Origin of the sequence: Microbacterium lemovicicum (assembly GCF_003991875.1) — a bacterium.
GTDB classification, from domain to species: Bacteria; Actinomycetota; Actinomycetes; order Actinomycetales; family Microbacteriaceae; genus Microbacterium; species Microbacterium lemovicicum.
In genome coordinates this window covers 229,507-245,372 of record NZ_CP031423.1, presented here as the reverse complement: position 1 = coordinate 245,372, position 15,866 = coordinate 229,507, and the positions used below count along the sequence as shown (strand labels likewise).

The following is a 15,866-nucleotide window of genomic DNA, read 5'->3' as shown; positions in this document are numbered from 1 at the left end:
GCATCCGTCTCACTCACCTGACGCATTCGGCGGCATCCGCTGACTCACTCCCGCGGGGAGGGTCACGTGAACGGTCGCGAGGATCCGATGCCGCAGCATCCGGCCCGTTCACCTGACGCGTGACGTGGCATGCGGAGGCTGATTCGCGCAGGAAGCGTCACGTGAACGGTTACGAGGATCGGATGCCGCAGCAGCCGCCTCGTTCACCTGACGCGCATATCGCGGCATGCGGCGGCCGATTCCCGCAGGGAGCGTCATGTGAACGGTTGCGAGGGTCGGATGCCGCAGCATCCGGCCCGTTCACCTGACGCGTGACGCGGCATCCGGCGACCCCTTCCCGCAGGAAGCGTCACGTGAAGGGTCGCGAGGATCGGATGCCGCAGCATCCGTCTCACTCACCTGACGCGTATCGCGGAATCCGGCGCCCCATGCCCGCAGGCAGCGTCAGATGGACGCAAGCGTCGACGCGTCACCGCCGTCGAGCGAGCGCAGCGAGCCGAGACGCCGGATCCGACGCACGCCGGCACCGCGCATCAGACCGAGATGCCCCGATCGGCCATGAACGGCACGGGGTTGGTGGTGGCGCCCCAGATGTAGACCTCGAAGTGGAGGTGGCATCCGAACGAGTTGCCGGTGTTGCCCTCCGCCGCGATCACGTCGCCGGCGTTGACCCATTGGCCGCGGCGGACGTAGATGCCGCCGTCGCGGATGTGGCCGTAGCCCGTGCCGATGCCGCCGCCGTGGTCGATGCGGACGTAGTTGCCGTAGCCGCCGTTGTACCCGGCGTAGGTGACCGTGCCCGACGAGGCCGCGTAGATCGCGGACCCGCAGCCCTGGGCGAGGTCGACGCCTTCGTGGAATCCGCTGGAGCAGTAGCCGTTGCCGCACTGGACGTAGCGCGGGCCGTAGCCGGAGGACTCGTTGCCCCAGTTGGGTCGAACCCATCCTGAGCCACCGCCGCCACCGCCGCCGCCCCCACCGGAGCCACCGCCACCACCGCCGGAGCCGCCTCCGCCGCCGCCACCACCGGCAGCCGCTGCAGCCGCCGCCGCGTCGATCTCCTGCTGGCGGCGCGCGGCGGCCTCACGCGCGAGGCGCTCGGCCTCTTCGCGCTGACGGCGCTCCTCGGCCTCCTTCGCCAGGCGGGCGGCTTCGACACCGGCCTGGTAGTCGGCGATCGTCTTGGCGGTCGTGTCCTGCAGCGCCATGAGCTGCGCCTGCAAGGTGGTGAGATTCGCCTCCTGCTCGGCGAGCGCGGCCTGCGCCGCATCGGCCGCGTTCTGCGCGGCGAGCATGGCGGCTTCGGCCTCCTTCTGGAGGCGGTCGCGCTCGTCACGGGCGGCGGATGCCTGGTTGCTCAGGTTCTGGGCCGAATCACGGGCGGTCACGGCGTCGGCGTAGACGGCCTGGTTGCGCTGGATCAGCTTGTCCATCGTGCCGAGGCGCGACAGCAGATCGTCGGCCGAGGCGGCGGAGCCCGCGAAGAACAGCTCCATCGACGTGTCGTCACCGCCGTTGCGGTAGAGCTGGGCGGCGATGCGTCCGGCCTTGTTCGCCGCATCCGTCGCCGTCGCCGCCTGCTGATCCGCCTGCGCCTGCAGGTCGTCGGCCCGGTGGACGGCCTCGAAGAAGGTCTGCTGCGCCTGGTAGAAGACGTCGGACGTGCGCACGGCCTCGGCCTGCGTGCGGGCGACCTCGCTGTTGAGGCTGTCGATGATGCCCTGGATGCGGGAGATCTCCGCACCCTTGGCCGCCTCGTTGGCCTTCGCCGCCTGCACGTCGTCCCAGGAGGGGTAGTCCGCGGCGAACGCGGGAGAGATGGCGCCGGAGCTCAGTGCGCCGAAGGTGAGGAACCCGAGGGCTCCGAGTCCGAGCGCCGCGCGCCGGTTCACCGTCGGCCAGAGGGCGCGCTTCTCATCGGCAGTGGGGCCGCAGCCGCACTCCTCGCTGTTGACACGCGTGACGTCCAGCGGGTCCTCCGATCGCTTGACCTCGTTCACATTAGCAACATCAGTCACATTCGCAACCGTTCTCCGTCCGCGGAAGGCCCGGTCCGCGGCATCCTCATCCTCCGTCAGACGGGCCGGATCGGCGGGCGGACGCGCCTCCGATTGGCGGATCCACAATGGATTGCGTATGCTTGGGCGTCGGCAAGCGTGGGCCCCCGGGTTCACTCGGCCCCATCGTTTAGTGGCCTAGGACGCCGCCCTTTCACGGCGGTAGCACGGGTTCGAATCCCGTTGGGGTCACGTCGACAACACAACTAAAAACGCATGGCCCTGTAGCGCAGTTGGTTAGCGTGCCGCCCTGTCACGGCGGAGGTCGCGGGTTCAAGTCCCGTCAGGGTCGCTTCGAGCGACGGGCCCTTTTCGGAGGGCCTTTCGTTTCGGGAGCGCCATTCTCGCAATGCCGCTCGGCTCTGTAGCTCAGTTGGTAGAGCGCACGACTGAAAATCGTGAGGTCACGGGATCGACGCCCGTCGGAGCCACAAGGGTGATCATTACAATCACCCCAGAGACCCTCGTGAGGCTTCTACTCACGGGGGTTTCGCTTTGCCCGGATGCCGGCGCCGCCGCAACGCGTCCGGTCATCCCCTCCGCGGATGTTGTGGGACCTGTCGATCCCTCCCGTGTTCGATCGTCACCCTGGTGTCAGTATCGACTCACCGGAAGGATCCGCCATGCGTTACACCCTGCTCCTCACCTATCCCGAGATGACCGCCGACGAGCTCGGCCCCGAGGCGCTGGCCGAGGGGATGCGCGCCTTCGACGACTATGCCAAGGCGGTGGATGCCGCGGGCATCCTCATCTCGGCGGAGGTGCTCATGCCCTCCTCCGCGACCACCACCATCACGCTCGCCTCCGGCGACCTCGTCATCCAGGACGGTCCGTTCTCAGACTCGAGGGAGCAGCTGGGCGGAACGTTCGTCATCGACGTGCCCGACCTCGACGCGGCGATCGAGTGGGCGCAGCGCGCGCCGGCGGCCCGGTACGGCCACGTGGAGATCCGCCCGGTTGCGACCCGCTTCGTCGACGGCGCCTGGACCGGAGGGCCGGTCCTGAAGTGATGCCGCCGCAGGATGCCCGCGCCACCGCCGAGCGCGTGGCGCGGACGTCCTACGGCCGGCTCGTCGCGCTCCTCGCCGCGCCGACCCGCGACGTCGCCCTCGCAGAGGACGCCCTCGCCGACGCCTTCGAGCGCGCACTCCTCACCTGGTCCGACTCGGGCATCCCCGACAATCCGGAGGGATGGCTGCTCACCGTGGCACGCAACCGACAGCGCGATCTGCTGGGATCAGCGGCCCGCCGCACCTCGGCGCCGCTGGATCTCGGCGCCGACGCGGTCGGGGGGATGGACGTGGCCGCGATCGTCGAGCGAGCGGATGCCATTCCCGACCGCCGGCTCGAGCTCCTGTTCGCCTGCGCGCACCCGGCGATCGACGCCGGTGTCCGCACACCGCTCATGCTCCAGACCGTGCTCGGCTTCGACGCCGCGCGCATCGCCGCCGCGTTCGGAGTCGAGCCGAAAGCGATGGCGCAGCGCCTCGTGCGGGCCAAGCGACGCATCCGCGACGCGGGCATCCCCTTCGCCATCCCCGCCCGAGAGGACATGCCGGCCCGGCTTCCCGCGGTGCTCGAGGCGATCTACGGCGCCTACGCGATCGACTGGCTGACGCAGGGGGACGACATCCGCGCGTCGACCGCCGACGAGGCGCGGTGGCTGGCCGTGCTCGTGGCGTCGCTCCTGGAGACGGAGCCCGAGGCATGGGGCCTCGCCGCGCTGCTCACCCTCGCGCAGTCGCGCGCGCCCGCGCGCGTCGGCCACCCGTGGCCTCGGCTCGACCAGCAGGACACCGCCCTGTGGTCGCGTGAGCTCATCGCCGAAGGCGAGGCGCTGCTGAAGCGCGCGGCGGCCCTGGGCTCCCCGCTCGGACGCTTCCAGCTCGAGGCGGCCATCCAGTCGGTGCACTGCGATCGCCGACGCTCGGGCGTCGTCGATCGGGACGCGCTGCTCCTCCTCTACCGGGCGCTGCTCGCGGTCGCGCCGACCGAGGGAGCGCGGGCGGCGTACGCGGCGGCTCTGGCGGCCGAGTGACGTTCGGCGAAGGTCGTGCGATCCGACTCCCTGCGCTCGCTCAACGGCCGGGCGGAGCGGGGGCGAAACGGCCGCGACTCCTGCGCGACGCGCGGGAGGGCTATCCTGCCGATATCGTCGACGCGTCCCACCCGATGCGCGTCGCTGCGCAGTGAGAGTCCAGGTTCTATGACGGTCCATGCCGACACCGTGTTCCGCGGAGGAACGGTCTTCGACGGCACGCGCGTGCTGCCCGCCGGAACGCAGGTCGCCGTGCAGGGCGGCACGATCGCCGCCGTCGGCATCGACGTCGACGGCCTCATCGGCGCCGGCACGACGATCGTCGACCTCGAGGGCGGGATGCTGGCCCCGGGCTTCGTGGATGCGCACATCCATCCCATCGAAGGCGGACTCGAGCGCATGCGCTGCGACCTCTCGGAGGCCGCCACCCGCGAGGACTACCTCCGTCTCATCCGCGACTACGCCGGGGCGCACCCCGACGCGCCCTGGATCCTCGGCGGGGGCTGGCAGCTCGCGGCCTTCCCGGGGGGCATCGCCCTGGCATCCGATCTCGACGCCGTCGTGCCCGACCGCCCGGTCTTCCTCTCCAACCGCGACCACCACGGCGCGTGGGTCAACTCCGCCGCGCTCCGACTCGCAGGCGTCGATGCCCAGACCCCTGATCCCGACGACGGACGCATCGAGCGCGACGCGCACGGCGCTCCGTCCGGTGTGCTGCAGGAGGGCGCGCGGCTGCGCGTCTCGCGGGTCATCCCCGCCGACACCGACGCCGAGAACCACGCCGCGCTCATGACCGCGCAGCGCTATCTGCACTCCCTCGGCGTCACCGGCTGGCAGGACGCCATCGTCGGCGACTACGGCAACCACACCGACACGGGCGACATCTACCTCGCCGCCGCGCAGAGCGGCGAGCTGACCGCGACGGTCGTCGCAGCCCTGTGGTGGGAACGCCATCAGGGGCTCGAGCAGCTCGACGACCTCCTGGCGCGTCGCGAGCGCCTCCGCCACCCGCGCTTCCGCGCCGGCAGCGTCAAGATCATGCAGGACGGCATCCCCGAGAACCAGACGGCCTCGATGCTCGACGAGTACTTCGTGCCCGGCACGGATGCCGCGGGATGCCGGTGCGCGACGTCACTGCGAGGCGACAGCCGCGGACACTCCTTCCTCTCGCCCGACGAGCTCACCCGGGCCGTCACGGCGCTCGACGCGCAGGGCTTCCAGGTGCACGTGCACGCGATCGGCGACCGGGCGGTGCGCGAGGCCCTCGACGCCCTGGCCGTCGCCCGCGACGCGAACGGCGCCAACGACAACCGCCACCACCTCGCGCACGTGCAGGTCGTGCACCCCGACGACGTCCCGCGCTTCGCTCCGCTCGGCGTCGCCGCGAACCTCCAGGCGCTGTGGGCGACGTTCGAGCCGCAGATGGTCGAGCTGAACCTGCCGATCCTCGGCGAGCAGCGCGCCGCCTGGCAGTACCCGTTCGGCGACCTGGCCCGGGCGGGCACCGCCCTGTGCGCGGGATCCGACTGGCCCGTCACCACGCCGGACCCCTGGGCCGCGCTGCACGTCGCGGTCAACAGGATGCTGCCGGCGGGGCATCCGGATCACTCCGACCGCCCCTTCTATCCCGAGCAGGCGCTCGACCTCGTCACCGCGCTCGCGGCGTACACGAGTGGCTCGGCGGCCATCAACCACCAGGATCGAGCCGGACGCATCGTCGCCGGCTACGACGCCGATCTGGTCGTCACCGACCGCGATCCGTTCGCTCTCGATCGTCTCGATATCGCATCGACTCGAACTCGTCAGACGTACACGCGGGGCGTCCGCGTCTACGGTGACTGAGTCATCACGTCCCCCCTCCCGATGAGAACCAAGAAGGACACCATGAAACTCGCCCGTCTGGCCCCGATCGCCCTCCTGGCGTCCGCAGCCCTGCTGCTCTCCGGCTGCGTGAACAACGCCCCCGCCACTCCCGCGGGCTCCGCCGCCGCCTCCGGCGGTGCGGCATCCGTCACGAAGGACGATGCGGCAGCCGCCAAGCTCCCCGAGGAGGTCGTGTCGGCGGGCAAGCTCGTCATCGGAACCGACGCGACCTACGCCCCCAACGAGTTCAAGGATGCCGCGGGCAACCCGGTCGGCTGGGAGATCGAGCTGGCCGACGCCATGGCCGCGAAGCTCGGGCTCACCACCGAGTACAACATCGCGAAGTTCGACAACATCATCCCGTCGATCACCGGCGGCAAGTACGACGTGGGACTGTCCTCCTTCTTCGACACGAAGGAGCGTCAGCAGCAGGTCGACATGATCGACTACTACACCGCCGGCATCCAGTGGGCGGCCCTCGCGGGCAAGACCATCGACCCCGATGACGCCTGCGGCCTCAAGCTCGCCGTCCAGAACGGCACGACCGAAGCGCTCGACGACGGCCCCGCCAAGAGCGACGCGTGCGTCGCCGCCGGCAAGGAGCCGATCCAGCTGCTCGGCTACGACACGCAGGACGACGCCACGGCGGCCGTGACACTCGGCCGCGCCGACGCCATGTCGGCCGACTCCCCCGTCACGCAGTACGCCGTGGCGCAGTCCGGCGGCAAGCTCGAGACGCAGGGCGACGTATACTCCGTCTTCCTCTACGGCATGCCGATCGCGAAGGACCGCGGCACGCTCGGCGAGGCCCTGCAGGCCGCGCTCCAGTCGCTGATGGAGGACGGCACCTACACCGCGATCCTCGAGAAGTGGGGCGTCGAGCAGGGCGCCATCGACGCGATCGACATCAACGGCGCCACGGAGTAACACCCGTGGCCACCCCCTCCGGCTCGGCGTCGCGCTCCGGCGCGACGCCGGGCGCGGGCCCGGACTCGGGCCCCGAGCGCATCACGGCGATCCCGCTGCGCCACCCGGTGCGCAACGTCATCGCGGTCATCATCGTGCTGATCGTGCTGACATTCCTCTGGGATGCCGCGTTCAACCGTCCCGCCTACGACTGGCCTGCGGTCGGCAAGTACATCTTCGACGTCCGCGTCTCGCAGGCGGCACTCGTGACGCTCCAGCTCACCGTGCTCGCGATGGTGGGCGCGATCGTGCTGGGCACACTGCTGGCCGTCATGCGCCTGTCGCCGAACCCGGTGCTCAAGAGCGTCGCGTGGGTGTACCTGTGGATCTTCCGCGGCACCCCCGTCTACGTGCAGCTGGTGTTCTGGGGACTCCTCGCCACCATCTACAAGACGATCAGCGTCGGCATCCCCTTCACGCAGGTCTTCACGGAGTTCACGACCCAGGACGCCATCAACGTCTTCTGGCTCGCGGTCATCGGCCTCGCGCTGAACGAGGCGGCCTACATGGCCGAGATCGTGCGCGCCGGCATGCTGTCGGTCGATCCGGGGCAGTCCGAGGCGTCGACCGCTCTGGGCATGTCGTGGTCGCAGACGATGAGGCGCATCATCATCCCGCAGTCGATGCGCGTGATCATTCCGCCGACCGGCAACGAGGTCATCTCGATGCTGAAGACCACATCGCTGGTGACGGCCGTTCCGCTTTCGACCGATCTCTACACGCGCACGCGCGACATCTCGGCCGAGACGTTCAACCCGATCCCGCTGCTGATCGTGGCGTCGATCTGGTATCTGTTCTTCACGTCGCTGCTGATGATCGGCCAGTACTTCCTGGAGCGCCGCTTCGCCCGCGGCACCCGGCACGTCGACCTCGGCGGTGCGCACCAAGGAGACGCGATGGTGGTCGAGACGCCCGTGACCGGAACGATCGCCGCACCGCCGGACGGGCCACGACGGCGGCCGCACGATGAGGGGACGACATCATGACGCTCGGCGATGCGACGGCACCGGATGCTGCGGCCTCGACCGGCCGGAACGCGAACGGTTCCGGAGGCACCGACACGATGGTCGTCGCCGACCGGATCGTGAAGTCGTTCGGCTCGAACGTCGTGCTCAAGGACATCTCGCTGAGCGTCAAGCGCGGCGAGGTCGTTTGCGTGATCGGGCCCAGCGGGTCGGGCAAGTCCACGTTCCTGCGGTGCATCAACCACCTCGAGAAGATCGACGGCGGCCGCCTCACGGTCGACGGCGAGCTTATCGGCTACCGCCAGCGCGGCGACAAGATCTACGAGCTGCGCCCGAAGGAGGCCGCCGAGCAGCGCAAGGACATCGGCATGGTGTTCCAGCGCTTCAACCTGTTCCCGCACCTCACGGTGCTGGAGAACGTCATCGAGGCGCCCACCCAGGTGAAGCGGCAGTCCAAGGCGAAGGCGTCGGCGCGCGCGATGGAGCTCCTCGAGCGGGTCGGCCTCGCCGAGAAGGCCAAGGCGTACCCGGCCTCGCTGTCGGGCGGTCAGCAGCAGCGCGTCGCCATCGCGCGTGCCCTCGCGATGGACCCGAAGCTGATGCTCTTCGACGAGCCGACCTCGGCCCTCGATCCCGAGCTCGTCGGCGAGGTGCTCGAGGTGATGAAGCAGCTGGCGAAGTCGGGCATGACGATGATCGTCGTCACGCACGAGATGGGCTTCGCCCGCGAGGTCGCCGATTCGCTCGTCTTCATGGACGGCGGCGTCGTCGTCGAGACCGGCGACCCCCGCGAGGTGCTGAGCAACCCGCAGCACGAGCGCACGAAGGCCTTCCTGGCCCGCGTGCTCTGACCCGCGCGCAGAACGCCCCGGCCGTGGCGGCCGGGGCGTTCTGCTGTGTCAGGACTCAGGGCGCGGGGCTCAGAGCACAGGGCGCGAGGCTCAGTGTGCGACGACCGGCTCCTCGGCGCGGGCGTCGGCGGGCGGGTGCGCGAGCGACAGCCCCTGTCCCCGTCGCCGGAAGAGTGTCGCCGAGACGATCGCGCCGACGAGGAAGAATCCGGCGCCCCACGCGTACGCCGTCGAATAGCTCGCCAGGGCCGCATCCACCCCGATCTCGGGAGTGACGGGCGTGTGCCCCGCGAGGTAGTCGGCCATGGCCGTCGCGGCCAGGGTGTTCAGCAGAGCGGTGCCGATCGAGCCGCCGACCTGCTGGCTGGTGTTGACCATCGCCGAGGCGACGCCGGCGAACTGCCGGTCCACCCCGAGGGTGGCCGTCTGCATCGAGGCGGGCATGATCGTGCCCATCGCGAAGCCCATGATCATCAGCGGGGGCATGACGTCGGCGACGTACACGCTCGAGGTGTCGAGGAACGTGAGCCAGATCATCGCGATCACGCCCAGCAGCATGCCGATCGGCACGAGCACCTTCGGGCCGAACCGGGGCACGAGCAGGTTCGTGCCGAGCTGGGCGGCGAGCACCAGCATCCCGATCATCGGCAGGAAGGCGAGCCCGGTCTGGATGGGCGAGTAGCCGAGTGTGAGCTGCAGGTAGTACGTGACGAACAGGAAGATGCCGAACATCCCCGCGCCGGCGATGAGCACCGACAGGTACGCGGCGCTGCGGTTGCGGTCGAGCACGATCGACAGCGGCAGCAGCGGGTGCCGCGCGCGGCGCTGCCACAGCACGAAGGCGACGAGCAGGATGGCCGCGGCGGCCAGCATCCCCCACGTCACGGGGGCGTCCCAGCCGTCCGTCTCGGCGTTCGAGAAGCCGTAGACGAGACCGAACAGCGCTCCGGAGACGAGGATCGTGCCCGGCACGTCGAGTCGCGGCCGCGGGCCGGTGCGGGTGATCGGCGGGACGAACAGGAAGGCGCCGATGATCGCGACGACGGCGATGACGACGTTGATGTAGAGATTCCAGCGCCAGTTCAGCGCCTCGGTCAGCACGCCGCCGAGGAGGAGTCCGATCGCTCCGCCTGCGCCGGCGATCGCGCCGAAGACGCCGAAGGCACGGGCGCGCTCCCTCGGGACGGTGAAGGTCGTCGTGAGCACAGCGAGCGCGGTCGGGGCGAGCAGCGCGCCGAAGACGCCCTGCAGGGCACGGGCGCCCACGAGGAGCTCGAAGGAGCCGGCGGCGCCCCCGAGCGCCGAGGCGACGGCGAAGCCGACGAGACCGATCACGAAGGTGCGCTTGCGGCCGATGAGGTCGGAGAGGCGGCCGCCGAGGAGCAGGAGGCTGGCGAAAGCGAGCGAGTACGCCGTGATGATCCACTGGCGCTGCCCGTCGGTGAAGCCGAGGTCGGCCTGTGCGGACGGGAGGGCGATGTTCACCACGGTGCCGTCGAGGACGACCATCAGCTGGGCGAGTCCGACCACGACGAGGGTGATCCAGTGCCGGCGACCGGTCGGCGGCGGGGTGAGTTCAGAGGACATGGCGATCACTATACGGTAATGTTCAGTTCCGGAAATACTTCGTACAGGAATTCATACGCTGGTAATCTCGATGTGACAGGAAGGGGGCGCTGATGACCCAGGTCGATGAGGCTGACGTCAAGCCGCGCCTCGGACGCAAGCGGGACGAGTCCCGCGATCCCGAGATCCTGGATGCCGCGCTCGACGTCCTCGCCGAGACCGGCTACGACGGCATGACGATCGACATGGTCGCCGCGCGGGCGAAAGCCGGCAAGGCGACTCTCTACCGTCGCTGGTCCTCGAAGGAGGACCTCGTCATCGACGCCGTCGCCCGCATGAAGTCCGGCGACCTGAACCTGTCGTCGCCGCCCGACACCGGGACGCTGCGGGGCGACCTCGTCGCGATGGTGAAGTCGCCGACGCTGAAGAACGCCGAGCACCGGCTCAAGGTGATGGCGGGGATCATGTCGATGATCGCGCGCAACCCCGAGCTGGCCGCGGCCGCCCAGGCCGCGCTGATCGAGCCCCGAGCCGCAGCCAACCGCCTCATCTTCCAGCGGGCGATCGACCGGGGCGAGATCCCCGCCGACGCCGACCTGGAGATGCTGTCCACCCTCGGCGCGGCGATCGTGAACTTCCGCTCGCTGATGCTCCAGCAGCCGGTCGACCGCGACTTCATGATCCGCACGATCGACCAGGTCGTGCTGCCGGCGGCAGGACTCCGGCCGAACGCCTGAGGCTTCGCCCGCGGCCTCAGACCTCGAGGGCGACGTCGACCTGGATGTCGGTGGCCAGGGCCTCGACGGCCGACCGCACGGCATCGACATCGACGGATGCCGCGACCGCCGCCACGATGGTGGCCTCGAACAGACGGCCCCCGGCCATGGCCGCGTCTCGCGTCTCGGTCGTCATGCGCTCGATGCTCAGCGCCTGCGCCGCGACCGTGGAGGAGACGTCCTTGACGATGCCCGGCCGGTCGTTGCCGAGGACGCGGATGGTGACGCGCCGCTCCCCCGCCGCTGCGGCGGTCGGCGTCCCGGCGTGCACCGTGACCGACAGCATCCCCTCCAGACGTCCGAGTGCGGCACGCAGCTCCGCCTCGCGCGCGTCGGGGACCGAGATCTCGACGATCCCGGCGAAGGCGCCGGCGAGCTCGGCCAGCTCGCTGTTCTCCCAGTTGCCGCCGTGCTCCCCGACGATGTCGGCGACGGCGGCGACGAGTCCGTGACGGTCGTCGCCGACCACGGTGAGCACGAGAGTTGTCATGGGGCTCAGCGTAGCGACGGGGCCGGGGCGCGGCATCCGCTCGCTCTGCCCACCCCGGCGGCGTGCGCACCTCCACGAATCCGGACGTCCGCCGGCGCTCCGCCCGGCCTGCAGGCTCGACAGCGGCGCGATCCGTGGAGTTGTGAACCCGCCCTTGACGAGCGAGTCTGCCTCCGCGAACGCGGAGGGGCGGGCGCGCCGCGCGCACCCGCCCCTCCGAGAGACGTCAGACCGTGCGGGCCAGCGGGTCGAAGCCGGCCGGCACCGAGCCGACGCCGGCGACGGTGCTCTCGACCGGCACGAAGGCGCCGCGCTCGGCGGACTCCTCGATCGCCAGCAGCGTGTCGAGCACGTGGTAGCCGAGCTCGCCGCTCGCGACGTGCGGGCGGCCCTCGCGGATCGCGCGCGCCATGTCGAGCAGTCCGAGACCACGCCCCACGAGCACGCCCTCCTGCTCGACCTCCACCACATCCTGCACCGTCGGCGCCGGGGGCACGACGACCTCGGTCATCGGGCGCGTGATGTAGATGCGTCCGCCGAAGGTGTTCGGGTCGGGGATGACGAGCGTGCCCTCGGTGCCGTTGATCTCCACGACGCCGTGGCGCTTGAGCGCCGAGTCGGTGCTGTAGAGGCTCTGCGCCTGGCCGCCCTGCTCGAACTGCGTCAGCACGCTGACGGTCGTGGGGATCTCGATCGGGAAGTCCGTGCCCGCGAGCTCGCCGACCTGCACCTGACGGGTCTCGGAGCTGCGCAGACCGAGAGCCGCCACGGCGGCGACCGGACCGAACAGGTGCACGAGGGCCGAGACGTAGTAGGGCCCCATGTCCAGCAGCGGACCGCCGCCGCGGGCGTAGAGGAAGCCGGGGTTCGGGTGGAAGATCTCCGGACCCTGCCACTGGAACGACGTCTGGGCGAACAGCGGGCGCCCGATGTCGCCGCGGGCGATGGCCCGCTTGGCCGACTGCAGACCGGGGCCGAGGACGGTGTCCGGTGCGATGCCGACACGCAGGCCCGCGGCATCCGCCTGCTCGATCAGCGCCTTCGCGCTCTCGCGGTCGACGCCGATCGGCTTCTCGCTCCACACGTTCTTGCCCGCGGCGATCGCCGCCGACGAGATCTCGACGTGCGACGCCGGGATCGTGAGGTTGACGACGATCTCGACGTCGGGGTGGCTCAGGACCGCGTCGACGCCTCCCGATGCCGCCACGCCGTATTTATCGGCCTGCGCCTTCGCGCGGTCCTCGAGGATGTCGCCGACGACGTGCACCGTGACGTCGGGGAAGCTCGAGAGGTTCTCAAGGTAGGTGTCGCTGATGTTGCCCGCGCCGATGATGCCGACGCCGACCGTGCCGCCGGTCACCGGCCGGCCCGCTCGTCCAGGAACACGCGGCTCGTGCGGACGGCGTCGAACAGGTCGCCGTCGAACGCGTCGAACTCGACGACGGAGTACTCGAGGGCGGATGCCGCATCCAGCGCCTCCGCGAGGGGCACCGTGCCCTCGCCGGCCGGCACCTGGTCGGCGGGCGGGTAGGCGTCGAGCAGCTCGGGGGCGAGAGTGCCGTCCTTGACGTGCACGGCCTTGACGCGGTCACCCAGACGCTGCAGCAGCGCGGGCACGTCGACGCCGGCGCGGGCGGCCCAGTAGAGGTCGACCTCGAGGGCGACCTCGGGGTCGAGCAGCGACGCGAGCACCTCGAGTCCGGTCTCGCCGTCGATCTGCGCCTCGAGCTCGTGCGCGTGGTTGTGGTAGCCGACGCGGAGGCCATGCGGAGCAGCGGCGGCGGCGGCGGCGTTCAGGCGGCGGGCGGTGTCCTCGATCTGCTCGCGCGTCTCCCAGCGGGCCGGGACCGTGTACGGGTCGATGACGATCGTCATGCCGAGGGTCTTGGCCGCGGCGAAGACCTCGTCGTGCGTGGGCACCTCGACCGTGGTGCCGGTGCCGTCGGGACGCACGAAGGAGTCGGACGCGAGGAAGGCGTGGCCCGTGGGCGCGGCGAGCCCCTGTGCAGTGAAGGCGGCGGCGAGCGCATCGGCACGGCGCACGAAGTCGTAGGGCTCGACGGAGGTGAAGCCCGCGTCGGCGATCTTCGCGAGGGTGCCCTCGAGATCGGCGTCGAGGGCCGTCTTGACGGTGAAGAGCTGGACGGAAGTGATCGGAGGCATGGTCTCTCTCGTTGGGATCGCCGTTGACAGGCCGCCGCGACCGGCGACCACGCTCAGGCTACAACTCAAAACCTCCAATTGGAAGTATTCGCCGGATACACTTCGACCATGTCCGATGACGCCCCCGAGGCATCCAGGCGGCGCGGGTCCTACGCGAAGGGGCTCGCCCGCCGCCAGCAGATCCTCGACCGCGCCATCGAGGTGTTCGCCGAGCGCGGCGCCGAGCGCACGTCGCTGCGCTCCATCGCCGACGCGATCGGCGTCTCGCACGCCGCCCTCACGCACTACTTCACCTCGCGCGAGCAGCTGCTCGTCGAGGTGTACCGGGCGTCCGAGCGGCGCGCGGACGAGACCGAGCCGCACCCGCAGGACACCTCCGCCGTCGGCGTGATGATGGAGTCGGCGCGCCGCAACCGCACGGTGCCGGGTCTCGTGCAGCTCTACAGCACGCTGGTCGCGACGGCGCTGGAGGAGGGCCACCCCGACGCGCGGGAGTTCGCCACGCAGCGCTTCTCCCGCATCCGCACCGGGCTCGCCGATGACATCCGCGCGCAGCAGCGCGCGGGTCGTCTGCGCGCGGACGTGGATGCGGAGCTGGCCGCATCGCTCGTGATCGCGGCATCCGACGGTCTTCAGACGCAGTGGCTGCTCGACGACGCCGTCGACCTGGAAGGCGCTCTCGGGCTGCTCGACGCCCTGCTGTCGCCGCGCGAGAATCCCTGAGCCGGCGGCGTACGGCCCCTATCATCGGTGGTGCCGCCGGTCTCGCCGCCCGGCACCGAAGGGGACCTCGCCATGGACACCACCCGACGACGCCGTCGCGCCTCACGTCAGATGAGGCGCCGGCGCACCGTCGCCGCCCTCGGCGCGGTGGGGGTGATCGGGGCCATCGTCGCAGCGATCATCGTCGTGCCGCGGCTGGTGACGCCCGGCACGGGTGAGCCCGTCGCCGACGGGCAGCCCGCTCCGTCCGCGCCGACCGACCTCCCGACGGCGACCCCCACCACGCCGCTCACGGCCGCGCAGCAGCTGCTGGCCGGATCAACCGATCCTGCCGCCTGCGCGGTCACCTTCACCGGCGACGGCATCAGCGACCAGCCCGCGCTGCAGACGGAGGGCGGGCTGTACGCCGACCTCCCCCTGCCCTCCGCGGACGGCCGCGTATTCGCCGGCTGGTACACGACGGCTCAGGATGCTGCAGCCTTCACCACCGCGCAGCGCATCAACGAGTCCCGCAGCGTCGCCTGCACCGATCGCGAGGTCACGCTGTTCGCGTCATGGAAGACGCCGGAGGAGAACGCGGCCGAGAACGCGCGCATCCCGATCCTCATGTACCACCAGTTCACGACCAGCCCGGGAGGCGAGGAGGGCTGGCTGCGCGGCAACTACGCCTACATCGGCGACTTCGATGCGCACATGGCCTACATCGCGTCGGACGGCTTCTACCTGCCCACGTGGCGCGAACTGGGGGCGTTCATCGACGGCGAGGTGTTCCTGCCGAACCACTCGGTGATCGTCACCGACGACGATGCGGACCAGACCTGGTTCGACCTCGCCGCACCCGTGGTGGAGAAGTACAAGGTCATGACCACGTCGTTCATGATCACCGCGTGGCGACAGGATGCTGCGCCGAACCCCTACGTGCTGCGCCGGTCGCACACCCATGACATGCACCGCGCCGGCGACAACGGTCAGGGCCGGATGGTCAATTCCAGCGCCGACGAGATCGCCGCCGACCTGGAGATGTCGGCGTCGGTGCTCGGGGTGAAGGAGGTCGTGGCGTATCCGTTCGGCCACTACAACGACGTGACCAAGCACGGCGTGGCGCAGGCCGGCTACGAGATGGGCCGCACGATCGAGCCGGGGTACGTCTCCATCGGCTCGGACAAGCTCGCCCTGCCCGTGCAGCGCGTGAATTACGGAATGGGACTCGACGCGCTCGTCGGCATGATCGGCTGAGCACCCGCGTTGTGCGCGCACGACGTTCCTATGCGCCAGCAGGGAAGATGAACAATCACCCACCTCCGGGTGGACAGCTCGCGACCTGCGACCCTAGGATGAAGGAACTCTCATGTAGTGCCGTCTTCGACGCCGCCACGGGGAGCCACGCAGGTGGGGCAGTGGGATGTCT

The 15,866-nt window shown here is 70.3% G+C and carries 14 protein-coding genes and 3 tRNA genes; 12 read left to right on the top strand and 5 right to left on the bottom strand.

Annotated elements, in window-relative coordinates:
- Positions 1–533: 533 nt before the first annotated feature.
- The gene (locus CVS47_RS01090; RefSeq protein ID WP_241240228.1) at positions 534–2,000 is read right to left on the bottom strand and encodes a M23 family metallopeptidase; all 1,467 of its coding nucleotides are present in this window, start codon (positions 1,998–2,000) and stop codon (positions 534–536) included.
- 176 nt (positions 2,001–2,176) lie between these two features.
- On the opposite strand from CVS47_RS01090, the gene CVS47_RS01085 reads away from it, so the two are divergent.
- The 9 genes from CVS47_RS01085 to CVS47_RS01045 all read left to right on the top strand — a co-directional run bounded on the left by CVS47_RS01085 (position 2,177) and on the right by CVS47_RS01045 (position 8,740).
- Positions 2,177–2,249 (top strand) — tRNA-Glu (locus tag CVS47_RS01085).
- 26 nt (positions 2,250–2,275) lie between these two features.
- Positions 2,276–2,349, top strand: a tRNA-Asp gene (locus CVS47_RS01080).
- Positions 2,350–2,415: 66 nt separating this feature from the next.
- Positions 2,416–2,488, top strand: a tRNA-Phe gene (locus CVS47_RS01075).
- A 192-nt stretch (positions 2,489–2,680) separates the two neighbouring features.
- A complete protein-coding gene (locus tag CVS47_RS01070) occupies positions 2,681–3,067 on the top strand; it encodes a YciI family protein (protein ID WP_127094425.1) in 387 nt (128 codons plus the stop codon).
- Entirely contained in the window at positions 3,067–4,095 is a 1,029-nt protein-coding gene (locus CVS47_RS01065) for an RNA polymerase sigma factor (RefSeq protein ID WP_127094424.1), read from the top strand. The genes CVS47_RS01070 and CVS47_RS01065 overlap by 1 nt, the downstream gene beginning before the upstream one ends.
- A 168-nt stretch (positions 4,096–4,263) precedes the next feature.
- Entirely contained in the window at positions 4,264–5,937 is a 1,674-nt protein-coding gene (locus CVS47_RS01060; RefSeq protein WP_127094423.1) for an amidohydrolase, read from the top strand.
- Positions 5,938–5,979: 42 nt separating this feature from the next.
- Positions 5,980–6,885: an ABC transporter substrate-binding protein gene (locus CVS47_RS01055; protein WP_206502705.1), complete on the top strand. Its 906-nt coding sequence runs from the start codon at positions 5,980–5,982 to the stop codon at positions 6,883–6,885.
- A 5-nt stretch (positions 6,886–6,890) separates the two neighbouring features.
- Positions 6,891–7,910, top strand: a complete 1,020-nt coding sequence (locus CVS47_RS01050) for an amino acid ABC transporter permease (RefSeq protein WP_127094422.1) — start codon at positions 6,891–6,893, stop codon at positions 7,908–7,910.
- Between the two features lie 77 nt (positions 7,911–7,987).
- A complete protein-coding gene (locus CVS47_RS01045) occupies positions 7,988–8,740 on the top strand; it encodes an amino acid ABC transporter ATP-binding protein (RefSeq protein WP_127097122.1) in 753 nt (250 codons plus the stop codon).
- Between the two features lie 90 nt (positions 8,741–8,830).
- On the opposite strand, the gene CVS47_RS01040 is transcribed toward CVS47_RS01045, so the two are convergent.
- Positions 8,831–10,327, bottom strand: a complete 1,497-nt coding sequence (locus tag CVS47_RS01040; protein WP_127094421.1) for an MFS transporter — start codon at positions 10,325–10,327, stop codon at positions 8,831–8,833.
- Between the two features lie 92 nt (positions 10,328–10,419).
- Here CVS47_RS01040 and CVS47_RS01035 point away from each other — a divergent pair, with 92 nt between their 5' ends.
- Complete coding sequence (locus CVS47_RS01035) at positions 10,420–11,043, top strand: TetR/AcrR family transcriptional regulator (RefSeq protein ID WP_127094420.1); 624 nt, start codon at positions 10,420–10,422, stop codon at positions 11,041–11,043.
- 16 nt (positions 11,044–11,059) lie between these two features.
- Here the strand turns inward: CVS47_RS01035 and CVS47_RS01030 are convergent, their stop codons facing one another.
- The 3 genes from CVS47_RS01030 to CVS47_RS01020 all read right to left on the bottom strand — a co-directional run bounded on the left by CVS47_RS01030 (position 11,060) and on the right by CVS47_RS01020 (position 13,735).
- Entirely contained in the window at positions 11,060–11,572 is a 513-nt protein-coding gene (locus tag CVS47_RS01030) for a glycine cleavage system transcriptional repressor (protein WP_127094419.1), read from the bottom strand.
- Positions 11,573–11,798: 226 nt separating this feature from the next.
- The gene (locus CVS47_RS01025) at positions 11,799–12,932 is read right to left on the bottom strand and encodes a Gfo/Idh/MocA family protein (protein ID WP_127094418.1); all 1,134 of its coding nucleotides are present in this window, start codon (positions 12,930–12,932) and stop codon (positions 11,799–11,801) included.
- On the bottom strand, positions 12,929–13,735 hold the full coding sequence (locus tag CVS47_RS01020) for a sugar phosphate isomerase/epimerase family protein (RefSeq protein WP_127094417.1): 807 nt from the start codon (positions 13,733–13,735) through the stop codon (positions 12,929–12,931). The genes CVS47_RS01025 and CVS47_RS01020 overlap by 4 nt, the downstream gene beginning before the upstream one ends.
- A gap of 108 nt (positions 13,736–13,843) precedes the next feature.
- Between CVS47_RS01020 and CVS47_RS01015 the strand changes: the two genes are divergently transcribed.
- Positions 13,844–14,458 carry a TetR/AcrR family transcriptional regulator gene (locus CVS47_RS01015; RefSeq protein ID WP_127094416.1) on the top strand — a complete coding sequence of 205 codons (615 nt, stop codon included), beginning with the start codon at positions 13,844–13,846 and terminating at the stop codon, positions 14,456–14,458.
- Between the two features lie 72 nt (positions 14,459–14,530).
- Positions 14,531–15,694, top strand: a complete 1,164-nt coding sequence (locus tag CVS47_RS01010) for a polysaccharide deacetylase family protein (RefSeq protein WP_241240227.1) — start codon at positions 14,531–14,533, stop codon at positions 15,692–15,694.
- Positions 15,695–15,866: the final 172 nt, after the last annotated feature.

Excerpts from the sequence above, each read along its gene's own strand:
- CVS47_RS01070 (WP_127094425.1), top strand. The coding sequence starts at position 2,681 with ATGCGTTACACCCTGCTCCTCACCTATCCCGAGATGACCGCCGACGAG.
- CVS47_RS01065 (WP_127094424.1), top strand. The coding sequence starts at position 3,067 with ATGCCGCCGCAGGATGCCCGCGCCACCGCCGAGCGCGTGGCGCGGACG.
- CVS47_RS01060 (WP_127094423.1), top strand. The coding sequence starts at position 4,264 with ATGACGGTCCATGCCGACACCGTGTTCCGCGGAGGAACGGTCTTCGAC.
- CVS47_RS01055 (WP_206502705.1), top strand. The coding sequence starts at position 5,980 with ATGAAACTCGCCCGTCTGGCCCCGATCGCCCTCCTGGCGTCCGCAGCC.
- CVS47_RS01045 (WP_127097122.1), top strand. The coding sequence starts at position 7,988 with ATGGTCGTCGCCGACCGGATCGTGAAGTCGTTCGGCTCGAACGTCGTG.
- CVS47_RS01040 (WP_127094421.1), bottom strand. The coding sequence starts at position 10,327 with ATGTCCTCTGAACTCACCCCGCCGCCGACCGGTCGCCGGCACTGGATC.
- CVS47_RS01035 (WP_127094420.1), top strand. The coding sequence starts at position 10,420 with ATGACCCAGGTCGATGAGGCTGACGTCAAGCCGCGCCTCGGACGCAAG.
- CVS47_RS01030 (WP_127094419.1), bottom strand. The coding sequence starts at position 11,572 with ATGACAACTCTCGTGCTCACCGTGGTCGGCGACGACCGTCACGGACTC.
- CVS47_RS01020 (WP_127094417.1), bottom strand. The coding sequence starts at position 13,735 with ATGCCTCCGATCACTTCCGTCCAGCTCTTCACCGTCAAGACGGCCCTC.
- CVS47_RS01015 (WP_127094416.1), top strand. The coding sequence starts at position 13,844 with ATGTCCGATGACGCCCCCGAGGCATCCAGGCGGCGCGGGTCCTACGCG.
- CVS47_RS01010 (WP_241240227.1), top strand. The coding sequence starts at position 14,531 with ATGGACACCACCCGACGACGCCGTCGCGCCTCACGTCAGATGAGGCGC.